Source organism: Paenibacillus medicaginis (assembly GCF_042138635.1).
Classification (GTDB): domain Bacteria; phylum Bacillota; class Bacilli; order Paenibacillales; family Paenibacillaceae; genus Paenibacillus; species Paenibacillus medicaginis.
In genome coordinates this window covers 35825-56714 of sequence record NZ_JBHIRY010000022.1, presented here as the reverse complement: position 1 = coordinate 56714, position 20890 = coordinate 35825, and the positions used below count along the sequence as shown (strand labels likewise).

Annotated in this window: 17 protein-coding genes; 3 read left to right on the top strand and 14 right to left on the bottom strand. The window is 50.9% G+C overall.

What is annotated here, in order from left to right; all coding sequences use genetic code 11:
- Positions 1 to 72 precede the first annotated feature (72 nt).
- From ACE5LO_RS19645 to ACE5LO_RS19600, 10 genes are all read right to left on the bottom strand, one after another.
- Positions 73 to 1173 (bottom strand): glycosyltransferase, encoded by a 1101-nt coding sequence (locus tag ACE5LO_RS19645; protein ID WP_375521701.1) that lies wholly within the window; start codon positions 1171 to 1173, stop codon positions 73 to 75.
- 209 nt (positions 1174 to 1382) lie between these two features.
- Positions 1383 to 4664, bottom strand: coding sequence for a beta strand repeat-containing protein (locus ACE5LO_RS19640; RefSeq protein WP_375521700.1), 3282 nt, complete (start codon positions 4662 to 4664; stop codon positions 1383 to 1385).
- A 398-nt stretch (positions 4665 to 5062) separates the two neighbouring features.
- Complete coding sequence (locus tag ACE5LO_RS19635) at positions 5063 to 5251, bottom strand: hypothetical protein (RefSeq protein ID WP_375521699.1); 189 nt, start codon at positions 5249 to 5251, stop codon at positions 5063 to 5065.
- Between the two features lie 148 nt (positions 5252 to 5399).
- On the bottom strand, positions 5400 to 5633 hold the full coding sequence (locus ACE5LO_RS19630; RefSeq protein WP_375521698.1) for a hypothetical protein: 234 nt from the start codon (positions 5631 to 5633) through the stop codon (positions 5400 to 5402).
- Positions 5634 to 6193: 560 nt separating this feature from the next.
- Entirely contained in the window at positions 6194 to 6388 is a 195-nt protein-coding gene (locus ACE5LO_RS19625) for a hypothetical protein (RefSeq protein ID WP_375521697.1), read from the bottom strand.
- 150 nt (positions 6389 to 6538) lie between these two features.
- Complete coding sequence (locus ACE5LO_RS19620) at positions 6539 to 6967, bottom strand: hypothetical protein (RefSeq protein ID WP_375521696.1); 429 nt, start codon at positions 6965 to 6967, stop codon at positions 6539 to 6541.
- Positions 6968 to 7247: 280 nt separating this feature from the next.
- On the bottom strand, positions 7248 to 8804 hold the full coding sequence (locus ACE5LO_RS19615; protein ID WP_375521695.1) for a recombinase family protein: 1557 nt from the start codon (positions 8802 to 8804) through the stop codon (positions 7248 to 7250).
- A 55-nt stretch (positions 8805 to 8859) separates the two neighbouring features.
- Positions 8860 to 10422, bottom strand: a complete 1563-nt coding sequence (locus ACE5LO_RS19610) for a recombinase family protein (protein WP_375521694.1) — start codon at positions 10420 to 10422, stop codon at positions 8860 to 8862.
- A gap of 141 nt (positions 10423 to 10563) precedes the next feature.
- Positions 10564 to 11442: a helix-turn-helix domain-containing protein gene (locus ACE5LO_RS19605; RefSeq protein ID WP_375521693.1), complete on the bottom strand. Its 879-nt coding sequence runs from the start codon at positions 11440 to 11442 to the stop codon at positions 10564 to 10566.
- Positions 11443 to 11666: 224 nt separating this feature from the next.
- Positions 11667 to 12719, bottom strand: coding sequence for an alpha-helical endospore appendage domain-containing protein (locus ACE5LO_RS19600; RefSeq protein WP_375521692.1), 1053 nt, complete (start codon positions 12717 to 12719; stop codon positions 11667 to 11669).
- A 236-nt stretch (positions 12720 to 12955) separates the two neighbouring features.
- On the opposite strand from ACE5LO_RS19600, the gene ACE5LO_RS19595 reads away from it, so the two are divergent.
- On the top strand, positions 12956 to 13327 hold the full coding sequence (locus ACE5LO_RS19595; RefSeq protein ID WP_375521691.1) for an alpha-helical endospore appendage domain-containing protein: 372 nt from the start codon (positions 12956 to 12958) through the stop codon (positions 13325 to 13327).
- 187 nt (positions 13328 to 13514) lie between these two features.
- On the opposite strand, the gene ACE5LO_RS19590 is transcribed toward ACE5LO_RS19595, so the two are convergent.
- Genes ACE5LO_RS19590 through ACE5LO_RS19580 form a run of 3 tightly spaced genes read right to left on the bottom strand, consistent with a single transcriptional unit; the run spans position 13515 to position 17041 of the window.
- The gene (locus ACE5LO_RS19590; protein WP_375521690.1) at positions 13515 to 14630 is read right to left on the bottom strand and encodes a glycosyltransferase; all 1116 of its coding nucleotides are present in this window, start codon (positions 14628 to 14630) and stop codon (positions 13515 to 13517) included.
- A 14-nt stretch (positions 14631 to 14644) separates the two neighbouring features.
- Positions 14645 to 15781 (bottom strand): glycosyltransferase, encoded by a 1137-nt coding sequence (locus ACE5LO_RS19585; RefSeq protein WP_375521689.1) that lies wholly within the window; start codon positions 15779 to 15781, stop codon positions 14645 to 14647.
- 18 nt (positions 15782 to 15799) lie between these two features.
- Positions 15800 to 17041, bottom strand: coding sequence for a glycosyltransferase family 2 protein (locus tag ACE5LO_RS19580; protein ID WP_375521688.1), 1242 nt, complete (start codon positions 17039 to 17041; stop codon positions 15800 to 15802).
- 219 nt (positions 17042 to 17260) lie between these two features.
- On the opposite strand from ACE5LO_RS19580, the gene ACE5LO_RS19575 reads away from it, so the two are divergent.
- Complete coding sequence (locus ACE5LO_RS19575) at positions 17261 to 18277, top strand: hypothetical protein (RefSeq protein ID WP_375521687.1); 1017 nt, start codon at positions 17261 to 17263, stop codon at positions 18275 to 18277.
- Between the two features lie 86 nt (positions 18278 to 18363).
- Here the strand turns inward: ACE5LO_RS19575 and ACE5LO_RS19570 are convergent, their stop codons facing one another.
- Positions 18364 to 18684, bottom strand: a complete 321-nt coding sequence (locus tag ACE5LO_RS19570; RefSeq protein ID WP_375521686.1) for a hypothetical protein — start codon at positions 18682 to 18684, stop codon at positions 18364 to 18366.
- Positions 18685 to 19144: 460 nt separating this feature from the next.
- Here ACE5LO_RS19570 and ACE5LO_RS19565 point away from each other — a divergent pair, with 460 nt between their 5' ends.
- A complete protein-coding gene (locus ACE5LO_RS19565) occupies positions 19145 to 20851 on the top strand; it encodes a DUF262 domain-containing protein (RefSeq protein WP_375521685.1) in 1707 nt (568 codons plus the stop codon).
- The last annotated feature ends 39 nt before the right edge of the window (positions 20852 to 20890 follow it).

Sequence of the window (20890 nt, the reverse complement as noted above, 5' to 3'; positions counted from 1 at the left end):
ATCTTGAATGTTATCTTTTACAGATTATGCCCAGGATCGTGAAATGTTGCTGATCGCCGGCTTCCAAAACCTTTAAAAAGGTTGTTCCTGAAATGTAACCCTTGTATCACCGGCCATCAGACTTGCCAGGGTAAAATACAGGTCCGCGTGCTTTGCATTTCCAGAGGATGCGTACAGTCGGCCGAGATCCCGGCATGTTAGATATGTCCCGTGTCCCGCTATGCTTGGATATCCCTCCTCGGCCGGACCGATTCGAAGCGCATTCCGCAATGTATCAATGGCCCTGCCGGTTTCCCCCAAAGCATCGTGGCCCATCGCACTTAAATGATACAAATCCGTAAAGTCGGGAAAACGGGCAATGCTTTCCATACAGGTATGAACCAGATCACGATAACGCCCCAGATCTGCCAGAGTAATGAGCCTGTATTTGTACCCACTGGCCAGTATCCCCTGTCCGGAGTTGCCCGCCCTGTTCAAAAATTCATTAAAATGGTGGAGAGCTCCCTCCAGATCGTTCATTCTGTATAGCTCAACACCCAAATAATAAAGATAATGCGGATATTCCGGATACTCCGCCACAGATTGCTGAAGCAGCTTTACATTACGGCGGACTTTATCCTGATCAACTATATTTTGGGCCAGATAACCGTAATGATGAACATGAATATCCACCTGTCCAAGCTGCATACGAGGATCCAGATCCAGCATATTGGGCAGAATTTGTTCGTGAATCCTCCCTTCAAAGCGATATTGCGGCCGGTTCCGCACCATTCGGTGCAAATAATTGTACTCCATGCCACCCCCTTCAAGATGATTGCAGAACACAAATTGAATGCCCTCGATTCGCTGCTCGCGGATCGAATCCCGGGTCAGCAGTTCTTTGAGCTTATCGGCTTCATCCACGTCCATCTCTTCATCAGCGTCCAGCCAGAGGATCCAGTCCCCTGTCGCTTCCTCGAAGCTCCGGTTGCGGGCGTCCGCAAAGCTGTCCTGCCACGGCATCTCAATCACCTTGGCTCCAAAAGCCTTCGCAATCGCAACCGTATCATCCGTTGATCCGGTGTCCACAATAATGATCTCATCCACAATTCTCTGGACACTGCCGAGACATTTCGGAAGATATTTTTCCTCGTTCCTCACGATCATGCATAACGAGATGCTTGGTTTATCCATAAGAACACCTCTTTACTGTGGATACATCCCTCGTTCAGGAATGTGTGATGTACAGTCTCATATTTATCTGTCACTCCATTGTATTCCAGGATGGCCCGTCTCAGACCAACATAGAATTCATATGACAAGCCACAATTCTCCGGACGGTCTAAAAAAACACCCTTCGGAACGGCATAAGCGTCCGAAGGGCAACCAATAATGATGCTTGATTAAGCCAGCTTGATAACAGATACAGCAATATTGTTAAAGCTGGTGGTTACATTTCCTGCATTAGTCAGTGTCAGATTACCGGTCGTTCCACCGGTACTCACAATAGATCCTCCAGAGAGATTGTAATTTTCAAGGGTTGGGTCGGCAGGTGGGTTAGTTATAGTAACGTTTGATTGTGTTCCTATAACTGGCGTGCCATCCAAATTGAGTGTTGCAGCATAAACTCCTGGAGTCGGCGTATACACATTCGTGTTATATGAGACATAATACTGCTGGTTCGGGGCTAGAGTGATCGTACTACCACTAAGATCAATTGCTGTTCCGTTTTTAGTAGCATTATCAAGTGGTATAATAGCGCCTGGAGCCACTATTGGACCAGCTGGAGTTCGATTCGTCGTAGCAGTTAGATTGTTACTGGTCACCGTGGGGCCCGTTGGGCCGGTGACACCAGTTTGTCCTGTTGCTCCCGTGGCTCCGGTTTCGCCTGTCGCTCCTGTGGCTCCGGTCGCCCCCGTAGCTCCTGTAGCTCCTGTGGCTCCAGTTTCGCCCGTCGCTCCCGTCGCTCCCGTTTCGCCCGTTGCTCCGGTGGCTCCAGTATCGCCCGTGGCTCCCGTGGCTCCGGTAGCACCCGTGGCTCCGGTGGCTCCGGTAGCACCCGTTGCTCCGGTGGCTCCGGTAGCACCCGTCGCTCCCGTGGCTCCCGTTTCGCCCGTTGCTCCGGTGGCTCCAGTATCACCCGTCGCTCCTGTCGCTCCGGTTTCGCCCGTTGCTCCTGTCGCTCCGGTATCCCCTGTCGCTCCCGTGGCTCCAGTATCACCCGTTGCTCCTGTCGCTCCAGTTTCGCCTGTCGCTCCCGTGGCTCCCGTATCCCCCGTCGCTCCCGTGGCTCCAGTATCACCCGTTGCTCCTGTCGCTCCGGTTTCGCCCGTTGCTCCCGTGGCTCCGGTTTCGCCCGTTGCTCCGGTAGCTCCGGTTTCGCCCGTTGCTCCCGTGGCTCCAGTATCGCCCGTTGCTCCGGTAGCTCCGGTTTCGCCCGTTGCTCCCGTGGCTCCAGTATCGCCCGTTGCTCCTGTTGCTCCAGTATCCCCTGTCGCTCCTGTTGCTCCGGTATCACCCGTTGCTCCGGTAGCTCCTGTATCACCCGTTGCTCCGGTAGCTCCGGTTTCGCCCGTTGCTCCCGTGGCTCCAGTATCACCCGTTGCTCCTGTCGCTCCGGTATCACCCGTCGCTCCTGTTGCTCCAGTATCCCCTGTCGCTCCGGTGGCTCCGGTATCACCCGTTGCTCCGGTAGCTCCTGTATCACCCGTCGCTCCTGTTGCTCCGGTATCACCCGTTGCTCCTGTAGCTCCGGTATCACCCGTTGCTCCGGTGGCTCCGGTATCACCCGTTGCTCCTGTAGCTCCGGTATCACCCGTTGCTCCGGTGGCTCCGGTTTCGCCCGTTGCTCCCGTGGCTCCGGTATCCCCTGTCGCTCCTGTTGCTCCCGTATCGCCCGTTGCTCCCGTGGCTCCGGTATCCCCTGTCGCTCCTGTTGCTCCGGTATCGCCCGTTGCTCCCGTGGCTCCGGTTTCGCCCGTTGCTCCCGTGGCTCCAGTATCACCCGTTGCTCCTGTAGCTCCGGTATCCCCTGTCGCTCCCGTGGCTCCAGTATCGCCTGTCGCTCCCGTGGCTCCCGTATCACCCGTTGCTCCGGTGGCTCCCGTATCGCCTGTCGCTCCCGTGGCTCCCGTATCACCCGTCGCCCCCGTGGCTCCAGTATCACCCGTCGCTCCTGTCGCTCCTGTCGCTCCGGTATCCCCTGTCGCTCCTGTTGCTCCGGTATCGCCCGTTGCTCCTGTTGCTCCGGTTTCGCCCGTCGCTCCCGTGGCTCCGGTATCCCCTGTCGCTCCTGTTGCTCCGGTATCGCCCGTTGCTCCTGTCGCTCCAGTATCGCCTGTCGCTCCAGTATCGCCTGTCGCTCCGGTATCCCCTGTCGCTCCTGTTGCTCCGGTATCGCCCGTTGCTCCTGTTGCTCCGGTTTCGCCTGTCGCTCCCGTGGCTCCAGTATCGCCCGTCGCTCCGGTAGCTCCAGTATCGCCCGTTGCTCCTGTCGCTCCGGTATCGCCCGTTGCTCCTGTTGCTCCAGTATCGCCTGTAGCTCCGGTATCACCCGTCGCTCCTGTTGCTCCGGTATCGCCCGTTGCTCCTGTTGCTCCGGTATCACCCGTTGCTCCTGTCGCTCCAGTATCGCCCGTTGCTCCTGTCGCTCCAGTATCGCCTGTCGCTCCTGTAGCTCCGGTATCACCCGTCGCTCCTGTTGCTCCGGTTTCGCCTGTCGCTCCCGTGGCTCCAGTATCACCCGTTGCTCCTGTAGCTCCGGTATCCCCTGTCGCTCCTGTTGCTCCGGTATCCCCTGTCGCTCCTGTTGCTCCGGTAGCTCCAGTATCGCCCGTTGCTCCGGTAGCTCCGGTATCCCCTGTCGCTCCCGTGGCTCCAGTATCGCCCGTCGCTCCTGTCGCTCCGGTATCCCCTGTCGCTCCCGTGGCTCCAGTATCACCCGTTGCTCCTGTAGCTCCGGTATCGCCCGTTGCTCCTGTCGCTCCGGTATCGCCCGTTGCTCCTGTCGCTCCGGTATCGCCTGTCGCTCCTGTTGCTCCGGTATCGCCTGTCGCTCCTGTGGCTCCAGTATCCCCTGTCGCTCCTGTTGCTCCGGTATCACCCGTTGCTCCTGTCGCTCCAGTATCGCCTGTAGCTCCGGTGGCTCCAGTATCGCCTGTCGCTCCTGTAGTTCCGGTATCGCCTGTCGCTCCTGTTGCTCCGGTATCACCCGTCGCTCCTGTTGCTCCGGTATCACCCGTTGCTCCGGTGGCTCCGGTATCACCCGTCGCTCCTGTTGCTCCGGTATCACCCGTTGCTCCTGTCGCTCCGGTATCCCCTGTCGCTCCTGTAGCTCCGGTATCCCCTGTCGCTCCCGTGGCTCCTGTCGGACCCGCTGGCCCTACAAGATTCGTAGCTGACAAGGCCGTTTCCAGTTTGTTGCTTAACACCCAGTCTTTATTGATCGTTTCTTGCAGCGTTTTCCGAATGCTTTCATTAACTGCCAATAAATCGCTGATGGAAGCAACTGGCGCTGACACACCAGGTAAAGTCCCCAGCACATATTGAAGCTTCTCGCCTTCAGCATTCAATATATGACTGAGTCCCAGCTCTTCCATAGCTATGGAAGCAACGATTAAAGATATGGCATCATCTCTTGATACAGTGATCGTTGGCGTAATATTCGGCACATTAGATTGGGACACTTCTATCTCCCCTTTCGGTTCTGATAGTCTAATATATTCCAGCCCCAATTCAACAGTGTTAAGGCACTCGTCCGATTTCGGCTCTTTTGGAAAAAATAGACAGTAAGGAACTGAAGAAAGGAGACAAGCCCGCTATCGCGCCGTATCAACAAATGTAACCGCCCCGTGACAGCGACGATCGTTTTGACGACAAAAAGTCTATACCATAAAGGATTGAATCCATGGTGTAGACTTTACAAAAAGATTTTGTTTTCAGTTCATCATGCCAGCTTAATCTTATTAATAGATGAATGATCAGTTATTTGCATCATCCTTTGCTCCCACATCCAATAAGCTATTTTCTTCCCAAGCGGCAACTTCCTTACTATTACTTCCATTATATGCTGCCGATGTGGCGGTTATGCCTGCCAGGGAGGATTTTGCTTGTGCCGGCTATGGTCTGCCTTCTGCGTTCGGCGTCCGACCTTCTTGTATAAATTGATAAACGCTTGTGCCATTACACGAATATCAGGTTCATTCAGTTCAAAACCGTATCCTTCCGGTCTGATGCTGTTCTTATTCTGTACCGGTTCCCTGTGTTCCCCCATGATGCTGCTCCTCCCCTTGTGTGGTAATACAGTGTATGAGGAGAAAGGCTGTCCAATTCCCTGTTCCGACACTCGGGAAATCATGGCTTCTTATTTGATGCCTCAGACTGAAAATAAAAGCCCACTCATGATTTGGAATGAGTGGGCTTCACTGCAATTTTCGTTTAAAATCCCGGATATAGGAATCTGTTTCAATGGCTTTAACGGAGAGCATTTCAAGAATACGGTCTTGCCTTTCTTGCCCTTGAGTCAGTTCATGGACACTAACTTTGACCTCTCGCACATCTTCCTCAAGTGTTTCCAATCTGCTATTACTTTCCCCAACCATTTTGATGAGCGATTTCAACATTTCTTCCATACGGTCTAATTGGTCGTCGTTCATGAGTTCAACCTCCTATTAACAACTTATTTAAGTATACATAACAGAACTACGCTTGTAAACTCATTGTTAAACTAACAATTTCGTTTATACTGGACATATGCCCCTTTCCGGAAAATCCAAAGATTTGCCTGGATCACACACCAGTCATTTCGCTCATGCCTTTTGCGCCTCTCGGGAAATCCCGGCTTCTTTATTTGACGCCTGAGCCTATCTCTACGTTTAGTCTATGAGGATGTTGAACGAATTAGAACAAGCTGTCACAGAGATTGTCCGACGAGTTTTATAACCGTTGCTACTGTCCGGTAATCTCGCTATGTACCAAACATAATTTTGAGAATCGTTGCATGTATTGAACAGTTTGTCTGGCTGGCCCTTGCTATAATCTATATACGACACAGGTATATAAGAACATTTCGTTTGTTTCCAAAGAAAAAGTTATTTTACTAAATTATAAAAAAACCGACAGTCAGGTGGTTACCTGACTGTCGGTTTTTCCCCAAAGACAACAATTGGGTCGAGTCTGTGAATGGAAAGACTTGTATTGCAGCACAGATCCGATATTACTGTTGACTTCTAAAAGCTTCAGCAAAACGTTCTTTGATGAACTGACTGTTTTTCAGTCGGCTAGCCCGCTGCTCCCGAATCACCTGCGTGGCGCTTTTCTTAGAAGGTGCAAACAAAAGAGCATCTTTCGGCTGCGAACCTACCGCCTCTGATACAACACCGTTTTTTGAAACATATACCTTAGTTGTCATGTCGCATCCCTCCTATCAGCACTTCCAAAAATTCGAAAGCTACAAGCTTTTATATGACTGGCTTTTCATTCGCCGGATGAACTGCTTCAACATCCTGTTCTGCTCCTCCGGCGTCTGGTAGGCCAAGCTGCATTTATGTATGTGAAATTTTTATTGAAAAATGGACTGATACAGCTTTGACGGATCATCTGTAATCCTGGTTGACAAAAGATACAGGAGCTCATCGGTTCTTCTTAACAAGCGGTTTACGTTTTTTTTCTTCATTTTAGAGACCTGCTCTCTTTCCATATCAGATGCCAAATATTGAACAGTCCCGATAAAAATGACCACATCCAATGCCGGAGAAGCTTCGGAGTGCAATAAATGCAGAAGCTCGTCCATAGAAAAATACCTTTTTGGAAAAGATTTGTTGTTTGTTTGGATGTATAAGGCTTCAAGCATGGAGGTAAGAGCCCGGTCGCAGAAGATCAGGCAGGGTATAGATTGGTTATGATTATAAAAAATCATGGCAAGTTTGATATGATACTGGGACAACTTATGAAAGCGTGATATGAGTGTTAAATGACTATCTTCATCCATGGTCATCATCCTCCTGAGATATCGAATATTTCTTACATCTCTCTTTAGTTATAAGTCTATAGTAAGATTCAAATAGAATTAACATACTAATAGTAAGTTAATTGAGAGTAAAACTACTACACAGTAATATTCACGGGTTCATAAAGAATTTTCCCAAGAGACGCTGGCCGAATTGGCAGGCTAGAAGGGGGCGCTGTGTTTAAAAAACAGGGCGTATGGAGACATCAAAGCTTATAGCCACCCTTCATGTACGCGAATACGTCGAAGAGCGGCCGGATACTTAAAAATATTCAATGGTATAACTGAAGGGCTGGACTTGACGTTCCGGGTTCCGGGTAGACAGCTTCCGGATTTCCTCTGGCATGGTCCTCATATAGCGGATTCGTTTGACAAACTGCTTCAAGGTCTCGTTCTGCTCTTCCGCCGTCTGGTATTGGAATTCCTCCAGTATTTGAATCACATGCATCAGGCGGTTCGTAGAAGATTGCTCGTCCAAATCCCGCATTTGCTGCAGCACCTTCTCCCTGGTTTCCAGCAGCATCTGGCCTTCTTCCGCCAAAGCTTGTCTTTTGCTGCTGAGCTCTTCGGGCGAGAAAATCCCGGACAGCGCCAACCGTACAAGGTTGGACTGCTGCCGTTCGATTTTCCGAAGCCGGGCTGCATTCCGGGCCAGAGACTCCTGGAGACCGGCGGAGATTTGTTCATGCTCTTGCTGCAGCAAATGCAGAAGGTCGGCCTCAAGCCGCTGCTTATAAGCCTGAATTTTCATGACCACTTCTTCTTCGAGGAACTCCAGCCGGATTCCCCGGTTATAGCAGTTCTCCATGCGATCAGGTAAAGTATAACCACATGGCTTGAGCGTATATATCCCGTGCTTTTCCTTGCGGATAACCAGCTTTCTGCCGCATATCCCGCAGAACAGCAGGTCTTTGAGCATCGTAGCTCCTGTTTTGCCGGCCTGCTTCTCGCGGGTGAGGATGGTCTGCGCACCGGGTTCCGCACGTTTCTGATTGACCTGCTCCCACTCCTCCGGCCGAATGATGGCGGGGTGGGCATGATCCGTGATAATCTTATCCATTACCTTATACCTGTGCTCCCCGTTTTCTCTGACCCGTTTGTAATTCTGCAAGACCACCGTTCCCTTATACACGGGATTCTGAAGAATTCTCTTGATGGTTGAGGGCCAGTAGGTATCCGACCGTGACGGCTTATAGCCTTCACGCTGCAAAATGTTCGCAATTTTACGGCTGCCAAAGCCTTCTTGATGCAGCCTGAAAATGTACCGTATCAGCTCGGCCTCGGGCTCGTGGATTTCAAGCCTCCTCGTTTCCGGATTTCGTCTGTATCCGTAAGCAGGCTTGCCGACCACATATTCTCCCCGTCTGGCGCGCTGAATTTTATTGAGCTTGTTCCTGCGGGCCATCATCTCATACTCCAGCACGGCGAAGAAAGAGCTCACATCGTACAGCAGCCGATCCTCCTGTGAATTGGCCAGGTCAAATGTCTGGGAAGGGGTAATGATCTTAATATCCTGTTCGATGCAAAGCTTCTTGATCTGCTGCGAGACCACTCCGTTTCGTGAAAGACGGTCCAGTGACACCGCAAAAATGGCCTGATAGCGTTCAATATGGCCGATCAGCTTCTGCAGCTCGGGGCGTGCTTCCAGATTGTGCTTGCCTCCGCTCACAATTTCCTCGTACAGCTCGAATTTGTAATTGTTTTCTGCACAGAATCTCTGCATGAGTTCGCGATGGTTCTGCAGTGTATCTTCGTTCTCCCCCTTATCCCGTGATATACGCAAGTAGGTTGCTCCAAAGATCCCGGTTTCTTCATTCATGGTGTTTGCCTCCCAACTGTCCCTTTCCGGTTCGCCCTGAAGCTTATTCGGGGCTTCAAAAATACTCAATCGTGTAGCGGAACGGATATTGCTCACGTTCACGGTTTCTTTCATGCAGAGCCTGGATCTCGTCAGGGAATACCCTTGTATAATTGATCCGCCGGATGAACTGCTTCAAGGTGATGTTCTGCTCTTCAGGCGTTTGGAAGGGAAATTGATCAAGCAAATCCAGGATAGCATTCACCTGCTCCCGCGCGGAGAAAGCCTCAAACTCCTGTATGTACTGCAGAACTGTCGCCTTCATCCCCCGCAAAGCATTCTCTTGGTCCAGCAGACTTTTTTTCATGTCCTTTAACTCATCGTCCGGGAAAATTGCTTGCGCTGCAAGCTCCAGCAGATTGGCTTGCTGCTTCCTGTTTTCATTCATCTCGTATTCCAGGTGAACGAGCTGTTCCCGGAGTTCGGAGCACGGATCAAGCAGTTCCTGCCGCTTCAGAAGCCACAGCTCCCGCCGCAGCCGTTGGCGGTATGCCTGGATATGCAACAGAATTTCTTCTTCCAGGAACTTCAGTTTCATGCCGTGGTTCCCGCACCGATCCCCACTGTCCGGCAGCAGATGCTCGCAGCGCCTGATGAAGAAATGAGCTCTGTTTCTTTCCTTTTTGATAACAAGCTTCCTGCCGCATACTCCACAAAAGAGCAAGTCCTTCAGCATGGCGGTGCCCGACTTGACAGCGGTTTTCTCGCGCAGGCTCACGGCCTGTTCGCTGCGCTGCGTACGCTCCCGGTTGGCCTGATCCCACTCTTCGGGAGCAATGATGGCCGGATGGGCGTTGTCCGTCGTGATCACGTCCGACACCTTGAAGGTATACTTGCCGTTCTCCTTGACTCGTTTGCGGACGTGCAGAACCAGACATCCCTTGTAGACCGGATTTCCAAGCATCCTTCTCACGGTGGCCGTCGTGAAGCTGTGGCCCAGCTGGGGTTTATAACCTTCGCTGTTGAGCATATCGGTAATCCTTCGCACGCCCAGGCCTTCGCTGTGAAGCTTGAAGATGTAGCGTACAACCTCTGCTTCCGGTTCATGAATTTCCAGTTTACGGGTGAGATGGTTTCTTCTATAGCCATAAGCGGGTTTCCCGCTGACATACTCCCCGCGCCGGGTCCGCTGCGCTGTATTGTATTTGTTCCTGCGTCCGATCATTTCGTATTCCAGCGTGGCAAATATGGAGCTTACATCATACAGCACGCGGTCTTCCAGTGAATTGCACAAATCAAAGGTCTGTGATGGGGTGATGATCTGGATACCATTTTCTATACACAGTTGCCTGATTTGCTGGGATATCAATCCGTTCCGCGAAAGCCGGTCCAGTGACACAGTAAAAATCGCTCGGTATTTTTCTATATTCTGCAGCAGCCGTTGCAGTTGCGGTCTTTCTTCAAGCTCGTACTTCCCACCACTTACAATCTCTTCATAGGTTTCGTAGCTGTACCCGTTTTGCTGACAGAACGATGCCATGATTTCGCGATGATTCTGCAAGGTATCCTCGTTTTCGCCTTTACTCCGTGAAATTCGCAGATAGGTTGCTCCGAAAATCGTTGCGGTTGTATCGCTCATAAGTGGTGTACAACCTCCCTTTATAATGTCGCCCGAAGCTGCCGGGTCGATCTATTTGCAGCCACTGTGCTTATGAAAATAGAGGGCTTCTCCAGTGCATGTTGAAGAAACCCTCCAGGTATCCCTGTCTTAATCATTCTCCTAAGGTTCTTCCTTGCTGCTGCCAGCCGGGTCCAGATTCGGAGTGTAGGGAGGTAAAAAGATAAGTGTCAGGCGCGGATTTTTTCGCAGATAAGGTTCAAAGCCGCTTATATGCTCCAGCCGGTTAAAGCCCATTACCGCAAACAGAGCTCCTGCAGGGTGATCGCGCAAAGCATTCTTCAGAAAACGGATGCCGTCCAAAAAGCGTAGTTTCCCTTGACCCTCATGGGTGAACACGTTCCAGCTGTCCGATTTTTCAAGGTATCGGCCATGCTGGAGAAGATAGTAGGGGAGCATCAGGGACTGGTCTTCGTACACAATGCGGCCTTTCCCGGCATGCTTGATCATAGTCTTGAGCGTCGGAAACGTCACTCTTGTACAACGTATATCCGTGATCGGATCAGCTGAGACGATCGTAAAGTTCGCTTTCGTGGAATGGAAGCCCCAGCGCTGAAGCAGCTTGCTTATGCCCCGTTTGCTGTAGGACTGGCCATACTCCTTCATGATCCATTGCTTGATGAGATTGTTGTTCCAGCAATAATAATCGCCCAGCCCCACATCAAGCGGACGTTTGCGCGCCAGCAATGCCTTCAATTCGGCCTCTTGTGAAGCGCTAAGCTTGCGGGTAAGCGTGGCATAATAGGCTTCGCTCAGCCCCTCGATTCCTTTGCTTTGATAAATGTCAATATAACTCTTGACCGTCTGTCTTGTACGCCCCAGCGACCTGGCGATGGACGTGAAATTTTCCCCTTCAAGATACAGCTTTACAGCCAGATAGCGCTCGTATATTCGACGATTATCCGTATTGTCCATCGCTTGGGTCAGCGCTTGCACTTCAATATCCTGATGTTTCACGTTTTCGACAACCTTCCGCTGCATAAATAAACCCATCCCCTACCCAGGGACAGACTTGCGATTTGCTGGCAATCCGAAATGGATACTCTTCTGACACATATATATGCCGCATAAAAAGGAGTTATAACCAAAAATAGACTACTGAGGAGCCCTCAATAGTCCATTTCCGAGTGATGATGATTCATCTTAGGGCTGCTGCCGTTCTGTGCGGGCCTGTGGCTGCATATACATATATATGTGCATGGAAATCACTGGCTGATCATAAAGATGGACAGATGGCCTGCCGTATTGCCTGCGATCGCACTCTGCAGGTAGCGTTCCGAATCGGAGCGGTTCGAGATGCTGATCCGGTCTCCCGCGTTCAGATAACCGACTCTGCTGGAGGAAAGGATACCGTAGCTCGCATAGGTCGACGATCCGCTGTAAGGCTGGTCATTGATCAGCAGCGAGAACAGCGATGGCGATGGCTGCGACGGCCCCAGCGAGACATTCCATTCCATATAGTACAATCCAGGATTGTGCACGATGACCTCATCTTCATCATAGGTCATATCCGAGACATCGCTTTCTGTCGGCAGGGTGAGATACACTTTGCCGCAGCTCGGCACACACTGGTTGCAAATGCAGCAGTTGCAATGGCACTTTCTGCAGCAGCATTTTTGGCATTCGCATTGTCCTGGAGGACCTTGCGGACCCTGTGGACCTTGCGGGCCTGCCGAACCTTGATCGCCTTTCGGACCTTGCGGGCCTGCCGGACCTTGATCGCCTTTCGGACCTTGCGGGCCTGCTGGGCCTGCTGGACCTTGCGAGCCTTCTGGACCTTGCGGGCCTTCTGGACCTGCTGGACCTTGCGGACCTATTGGACCTTGCGGACCTATTGGACCCTGCGGACCTATCGAACCCTGCGGACCTGCTGGACCTTGCGGACCTGCTGGACCTTGCGGACCTGCTGGGCCTGCCGGGCCTTGCGGACCTGTCGGACCTTTGGCGCCATTCGCGCATTTCACAAAATTCTTCAATGAATCCATCTTGTTCTGAAGAACCATTTCCGTCTTCATCACTTCACTAAGCGTCTCGCGCACATTGCAGTTCAGCGCTGTAATTTCATCGAGACTCGGCGGTGGATTGAGGCCGCCTCCCGGCAGCGTGCCCAACGCGTACTGGATCTTCTCCGCTTCGGCATTGATGATATGGCTCAGCCCAAGCTCTTGCATGGCGATCGATGACAATATCAGGTCTACTGCTCCGTCTCTTGTAAGAGAAATGTAAGGCGTAATATTAGGAATGTTTGCCTGCGACATTTTTACACATCCTCTCTCTTGCGATAACTCCTTATTCCGGCGGGGGTGGGTTAAGTCCTAGGATAATGTATGTAGCTTTTGCTGAATGTGTTATTGATTTTTATTTATAAGAGGGGTAATAGTACAGGTTGAGAAGCTTATATACTAAACCATCGATAGTAGCGTTTACCCTATGGGGAGGTGAAGTCATTTACGTATCATCGCGACCATAACACATTTTAAGGAGGAATTTACCTGTGTCTTATCCTACTATTCCGAATATCACCCCTACGATCACAGTCGACCACAGCGGTGCCGTCAACCTGCTGCTCGTGTCCATGGCGATGGAGGAAATCAGCCTCAGCCATATCATTAACGCCGAAGCCGAGAATATCCAGCATGTTGTCGGCACTCTGCATGGAACAGGCACAGCCGCCTCGATTGACGACATCCTGAAGGTGAGCAAGGGTGTGCGCCAGACGCTGACAGAGGTCGTTCGCAAGGAACTGCTGCTGCAAATGAAGCTGGAAACCGTACTGTCCAGCATCTCTCCTGGCTCAAACGATACCCCGACTTATCCGCCTGACCAAACATCAGGTGAGGGTACATTTAACACTACATACCGTTAATCGCCCTGTCCCGACGATCATGTTCAACATAACAATGATTTTACACGACTGCCAACGAAATGGTCGATGGCAGTCGTTTTTTGGTCTGTTGAAGCAGATTTGAAAAAATGTCCAGCGCGACAAGCACCTCGTGGGCGCCTCCACACGCTGAACCTTTATTCAAGAATTACTCACTTTCTGGTGTATACTATGCCGTCTCAATCTCCGGTGTGCCTTCTCCCCTGACAAAACGCGAGCCCAGTACACCCATGAAATATTTGCGGTTATAGAGCATGCTCGGATGCTGCGGGTTGAAGGCCAGCGCTTTCTCGTTATGTTCGCTGGCCAACTCTTGCTGCCCGAGCTTGTCATAACAGAGGCAAATCTGCAGATGAGGATACCAGGTGGTGATCATCTTGCTGGTCATCGCCATCGATTCCGCCGCCCCATCCATTTGGTACGCCTGCTTATACCAGTAGATGGCCACCTGATGATGGCCCAAATGCAGAAAGATATCACCCAGATTGGAGCAATATTGCGGCCTCGGCGCATCATACCACAGCGACCGGCTCATAGCGGCGACAGCTTCTTGATACCGCTCCATTCTATTGTAGCAATCCCCCATTTTCAGGCAGGCCTGGATGTTATCCTCTACCCACCCTTGCCTCGTATCCAGAAATTTGTTGTAGTATGTGATCGCTTCCTCGTTCCGTCCGTTATCGCGCAGCTCATTACCGAAATAGTACAGATCGCGCGGTGTGAACTGCTCCCCTCTTCGTTCTCGGGCCAGATAAATTTGCAGATTGCGGTCTGTATATGGCTTATCCTTAAAGTGAGCCACTGCCACATCGCTATTGAGCATAGGTCCGTCCGTGATCAGCAGCTCATGCACCGGCCCCTCCCACTTGAAATTGCGGGATCTGCGCACCAGCCGGAATCTGCGCATACTGAATGTCACGTTGCCTGAAGCGTCAAAAGCCAGATTATACGGCATGGTCACCCGGTCAATCTCCGGAGCCAGGGTACGCTTCAGCTCCTTTAATTTCTTCACACTGGCCTCGTCGATCACATCATCGGCATCCAGCCACATGATGAACTCCTTCGTCGCCTTGCTGAAGGAGAAATTACGGGCAGCGGCGAAATCGTCGATCCATGTAAAATCATAGACATGCTCCGTATATTTCGCGGCGATTTCTTTCGTACGATCGGTCGATCCGGTATCCACAATCACAAACTCGTCCACTGCTTCCCGGATGGCGGAGAGGCAGCGGCCCAGTCCTTCTTCTTCATTTCGCACAATCATACATAAGCTGATCGTAATCATCGTGACTCTCCTCTTCAGTTCTCTGGGGCAGATTCAGAAACACCCAGCTTCTGCAGCGCTTCCCTGGCCTGCTCCATCGTATCCGACAGCTCCAGCGATTTGCGATAGGCCTGCTCCGCCTTGGGCAGATTCTCCATCAGCTCATAACAGCTGCCGATATAATACCAGGTCAGGAAGCTGCCCGTTCCAACCATGGTCAGATAGGACGGATGGTCTTCATCCAGCGTGAGACAATACTCGAAGGCTTCAATGGCCTCGGTAAATTTTTGCATGCTCATCAGAATGACACCTTTATAAAAATGCAGGTCTACATAATCCGGATACAGCTTGATGGCCAGCTCAATGCCGGGCCATCCGCCCTCGTAGCTGCCAAGGGCCATAAGTATGGAATATTTTAGCTTATAAAATAAGGAAGGCGGTTTTCTCCGGGATTTCAGAAAGCTTGCAATCGATACATTCACCCGTTCGAAGGCTTCAGCTAACTTCTCGCTGCGGTAAAGCTCGCTTGCATAATGATAATCGAGCCATGGATCATGGTTTTCGGCCTCCAGCGCTTTTTCCAGCAGCCGCAAATTCCGTTCTTTCTTGCCTTTCTCTGCGACGGTTTCTTCCAAATAACCGTAGTGATGCAGGGTCACGGGCAGCACAAATACGGAATTCCTGGGCAGGTCCAGGGCCTCGACATCCAGCTGCTCATGAATCGCCCCCGCAAAACGCAGCTGCGGATCGTTACGGAACAGGCGGTATTGATTCATAATATGGGAGCGGTCATAGCTCACCGGGAAGGTTCCGTAATAATTCACAACCTTGATCCGGCCGAAGAAGCACTCCTGCTGTGAAAGGACGTCCCGCAGATGCTCCCTGCCTTCTGCATCCACCTCTTCATCAGCATCCAGCCAAAGAATCCATTCTCCCCTGGCCTGCTCCAGTCCATAATTCCGCGCATCCGCAAAGCTGTCGTTCCATTCAAAATCATGGACAGCCGCTCCATACTCCTGCGCGATCTCTTTCGTCCGGTCTGTTGATCCGGTGTCGACGATAATGATTTCATCCACCACGCCCTTAACGCTCTCCAGGCATCGCGGCAGCCACTTCTCTTCGTTCTTGACGATCATACACAGGGACAACAATCCTTCTTCTATCACCTGCACTTCACGCTCCTCTTCTAATCAGGATGGTTTCTCGACCGTAACCCCGAATAGTATGGTCGACAACTTACGGGCCGCCAGATCGCGCTTGATCATATAACGCTGCGCGATAGGCGCTAAATACTCATTTTTGTTCAAACCATCGCAGAAATCGACGGTAATCATGTCCGGGCTGCCTTCCGTTGACAGCTTCAGCGCACGCAGGATGCGAATATCCTTGTCTGACAGCACATCGCCCTGATATAACCACAGCACGTATTCGGATTTGATGTTCTCAAAGGCATCGTAAGCGGTGTGGATCTTGCTGCCAGCCTCTGTCAAGGAATAAAATTCAGCGGAATAGGACCGGGCGATGTCACTGGTGGAGTCTGTGGAGCCCAGATCGACCACGATGGTTTTCTCCAAATCATTCGTCAAGGAATCAAGGGTTCGGGGCAAAATGCCTTCCGCGTTCATGACCACCAGACAGGCCGCAACGGAGAGCTCCGGCTGATAAATAAGCTGATGAATATTGCTCCCCCATTTCCGGGTGGCAATCTCGGCGTTCCGATGCAGCAGCTGCGCAAGGTTGCTGCCAGGAAGCTCATTCTGGGTTGTCGCATGACCGACATGATGGATGAAGGAGTCCAGCGCCACCCGCATGCCGTATCCGCTGCGAAGAAGCCTCAGACTCAGGTCATCGTCCTCGTAATTGCCAAGCCCGTATATTTCGTCGAACAGGCCGACTTCTTCAAGCACAGACCTTTTGGTCAGCAAACAAAATCCGACAAGCCTGCGGACCTCGGAATAGATGCCCCCATAGATTTCCTGATGCTGTCTCGAAAAATCGTCCAAGCCTTCCAGTGTGCTGTACGACACACTGACCTGCTGATGACCGCTGGAATAATTGGTCACAGGGCCTACCATGCCGATTCTCGAATCGTCATTCAGTGCCCGCAGCAGATGGGTCATCCAATTCTCGGTCACCACCGTATCGTTGTTCAGAAACATGATGTAATCTCCGCTTGAGCGCTCAAATCCCTGATTGCATCCCCTGGCAAATCCCTTATTCTCCCCGTTCTCAATAAGATTCACATCCGGCTGCGAGCGCAGATAATCCAGTGTCCCGTCCGTGGATCCGTTATCGACGAGAACTAGCTCATACGGCTCCCGAGTGTGACGCCGGATGCTCTCCAGGCACGCCTGGGTCAGCGCCAGCTGGTTCCGGGTTAAAATTACAATACTGATCAGAATAACATCGCCCCGCTTTCCTGGTTTATCCATATGCTGCACGCAAAATCATGTGTACGGAGACTTCTCTGCCGGTTCCCCTATATTTATAAGCACGATGCTGCGGAAGGATGCCTGTGGACAAGACATTTCATTTAAAAAGGAGCAGGGACAAAGAGCACCTTTCTCTTTTTCAGGGAGTGGTGGTCTTTATCATGTTTCCTTCACATAGAATGAACCAGCTTTGAATCCGGATAGAAAGGTTGAGTGGACATGGAATTATTCGACAAGGCGGATCGCCTGGGCATGACATGGATCTCCAACACGGAGGGACACAGCACGCTGCTCCATATAGAAGATCTCAGCTACTGCATCGTACGAGCGCCTCTGATCTGGTATTCCGAGCAGCCCGCATCCGCAGTGGAGATTGTAACAAGGGACAACAGATTGACGGTTGAGCTGGAATCCGTATTCCGGGACAGCTTCACCGGGCGTTATGTTCATATGAAGGACATCACATTCTTTGTACAGATGAACTCTAATTCTGAATATTCCATTACCCCTAAATCCGGTGATCCCGACTCGCTGGTCTGGCATCTTCCAATCATCTACAACTGCCCCTTCCTTCCTCCATGCCATCTCTCGCTTCATGTTCAATCGGAGCCGGAGGCTCCGTTATGGGAGTCCTGGTTGGCCGGGCTGCCGGAAATTACGACCAGCCTGTCCCTGGCCTCCGAGCTGCATGTGCTTGAAGGAACCACACATCAGACCTACACGGACACCTTCGCGCTGGAAAAGGGCCTGAAAAATCAGCCGTTATACCCCCGTGTGCGTAACGAGTCGCCTCATCCCTACCTGATCGCCCAACGGGTGCTGGGTCGGGATGCCGTAATGAAGCTGGATCAATCTGCGGACCATGACGTTGTCAAGCTGGGAGACGTCGTCACCAGCCGGACGGTCATCACCAATACCGGTTCGACGACCTGCATGTATGTCCAGTACCGGACCACATTGCCGCAGTGTGCCCGTCTGGTGCCGGGGAGCTTTATCATCAACGGGATTCATGTCCCGCTGGAGACGGATGCAATGAATGTCATCACGGTCATTCTGCGCAACATGCCTGTCGGGGACTTGCTGGACGTCTCTTTCCGGATGGACATCCACGAAGAGTCGGAAATTGAAAAGTTTTATATGAGCTCTGTGCTTGATTATCATCTCGAGCCGGTTGACAACCGCTTGCTGATCGGCAACCAGCCCAGCAATGTGGTGGAATTTACTTGGGGGGGATAAGTGGGGAGAAGGACTACAACTGCAACTGCAGTCAGATGGAAGAGAGGGGCAAGCCATGGGCTTGCCCCTCTCTTTTTTCCGCTGGATCATTCCAGCTCTGCAGCCGGCTGCAATTCTCCTGATCTCATAAGCTTGTTCAGGCTTTGCCGGATATGCTCACCTTCCGCATGTCCGGACGCCGGGGCGGAGCCGGGTATATTTCTGGCCATCACCCATTTTCCAGTCGGAGTATGGAAAACCTCAATGGTCGCATCCATTCCAGTATTATAGACCACCAGTATCTTCCAATCTCCTTCAACTCTTGCCATATCAAACCAGTTTTCAAAAATCGCCAATTGGCAAGAGTAGTACAGGCCCTCAAATTCAATTCCGTTGGCTGTAACAAGCCCCATGCTTACATTTCTCAATACAATCATTTCCTCTCTGATAGATTATATTAAGAATGTATTCGGGCTTGGCCAGTTTATTCCAAATATTTGAAAGGATTAACCCCAACACATTTGGAAGCAGTTCGCCAGGGAAATGAATACAGTTATTGTAAATTGATGCGCTTACATTACATGTCATTGTTTTTTTTGAATATTATGGTTTACAGCGAACTATTGTGCTAAAATAGGAGTATGGTCCCGCACCCTGCAGCGTTATAGGTGAGACCAGGCGCTTATAGATAGAATCTCATTTTTGGCGTGGCTGCGCAAGGGGAACAATTGAATAACAAGTCCATACATATGACATCCGTGCTGATTGCAAAATTGGAACGGGTGTTTTTATTTTCCATCCTGGTAACCGGATTTCCTTCTTGAACCGGTTTTTTACATAACGGTATTTTGGCTTGGATCATTTTATACTTAAGGAAGGTGAACACGATTGCCGGCAGGAACTATCGAAGCGGACAAAGAGTTTTTGCAGAAGGTTTTCTCGGAAAACTTCTGGTTTCTGATCCCTGAATATCAGCGGTCCTACGTGTGGAAAACGGACAATATCATCGAGCTGCTGGAGGATCTGTATTTTGCATTTATTCATAAGCCGGATAAAGATTACTTCCTTGGGACCCTGGTGTTAAAAAGATACAACATGAGCAGCTTCCCTGAATATGAGGTATTGGACGGGCAGCAGCGGTTAACCACCCTCTTTATCATGCTGGCTGTTCTCCGGGATATCATCAGCAATCAGCAGTTTAAGAACACCCTGCAAAAAAAGATTTATCAGGAAGAAAACATTCTGGAGAACATTCCGTCCCGCTCCAGGATTACTTACAAAATCAGAGATAATGTAGAAGGGTTTATTCACGGGTTTATCATCCAGCCGGAAGGCACGACACAAACGGCTGCACTGAAGTTGTACGCGGACAGCAGCAATGACAACCTGTCGATCTCGAATATGGCTAACAGCGCACTGATCATGCGTGAGTTCTTCCTGCAGCAGAAGCAAACAGGCAGCCTGGAAGAATTTCTGAAGTTTGTCTTTAACAGGGCCCTCTTCATCTACGTCTCCACGGAGAATACGGAGGATGCGTTCCGGCTGTTCACGATTCTGAATAACCGCGGCATCCCGCTGACCAACGCCGATGTCTTGAAATCGCAGAACATTGGGGCCTTGCCGACGGAAAGGGAAAAGAACAAGTATGCAAAAATATGGGAAGAAATCGAAGGCAAGCATGGACATGATTTTGACCGTTTCCTGCAATTCTTAAGGAGCATTCTGGTTCAGGAAAAGGCCCGGGCCAATCTGCTGGAGGAATTCAACGACAAGATCTATCACCTGGACTCTTCGCAGCTCCCCCTGCTCCGTTTAGGGAAAGAAACGTTCGATTTTGTTAACAAATACAATGACATCTATGAACAGATCATTGAGCTGCAAAACGAGCATTTAAACAACAGCATCAAGAACCTGCTGACCATCATGAAGATCGGCTTCCGTTCGGAGGAATGGGTGCCTCCATTGATGCACTACTATGCCAAATTCGGTTTGGGCCGCCTAGGAGAATTTCTGAAGAAGCTGGAGTACAAATTCACCGGCGACTGGGTATGCGGCGTGACGCCCACCACCCGGCTGGAGGCTATGAATAACATCTTGAAAGCGATTGACCAAACCCCGGAAAGCCGTCTGCATGATCTGCTCGGCAATCCTGCCCTTTTCAAGATTGATGCGGAGGAGTTCAGAAGAAACATTCAGGGAGATGTGTACAAAAAGCAATACACCCGGTATTTGCTTCTGAAGATCGAATTTTTATCGGGAGACAACACCGTGCACTTATCCAATTACCAGTACATTACAGTGGAGCATGTGCTGCCGCAAAATCCGCCAAAAAACAGCCAATGGGTCAAGGATTTCAGCGAAGCGGACCGCAGATATTGGACAAACCGTCTCGCTAACCTGGTGCTGATCAGCCAGAAGAAGAACAGCGCTTTAAGCAACCAGGATTTTGAGAAGAAGAAGACCATCTATTTAAAAAACAGAATTGACGCGTTCCGGGCCAACAAAATATTCATCGAGCAAAATTCGACCTGGACACCGCAAGTGTTAAGGCGAAGGCAGGACGATCTGACTGTTCTGCTGATGAACTCTTCCTGATCAACAAGCAAGAGGGGCGGTTTGATATCCGCCCCTCTG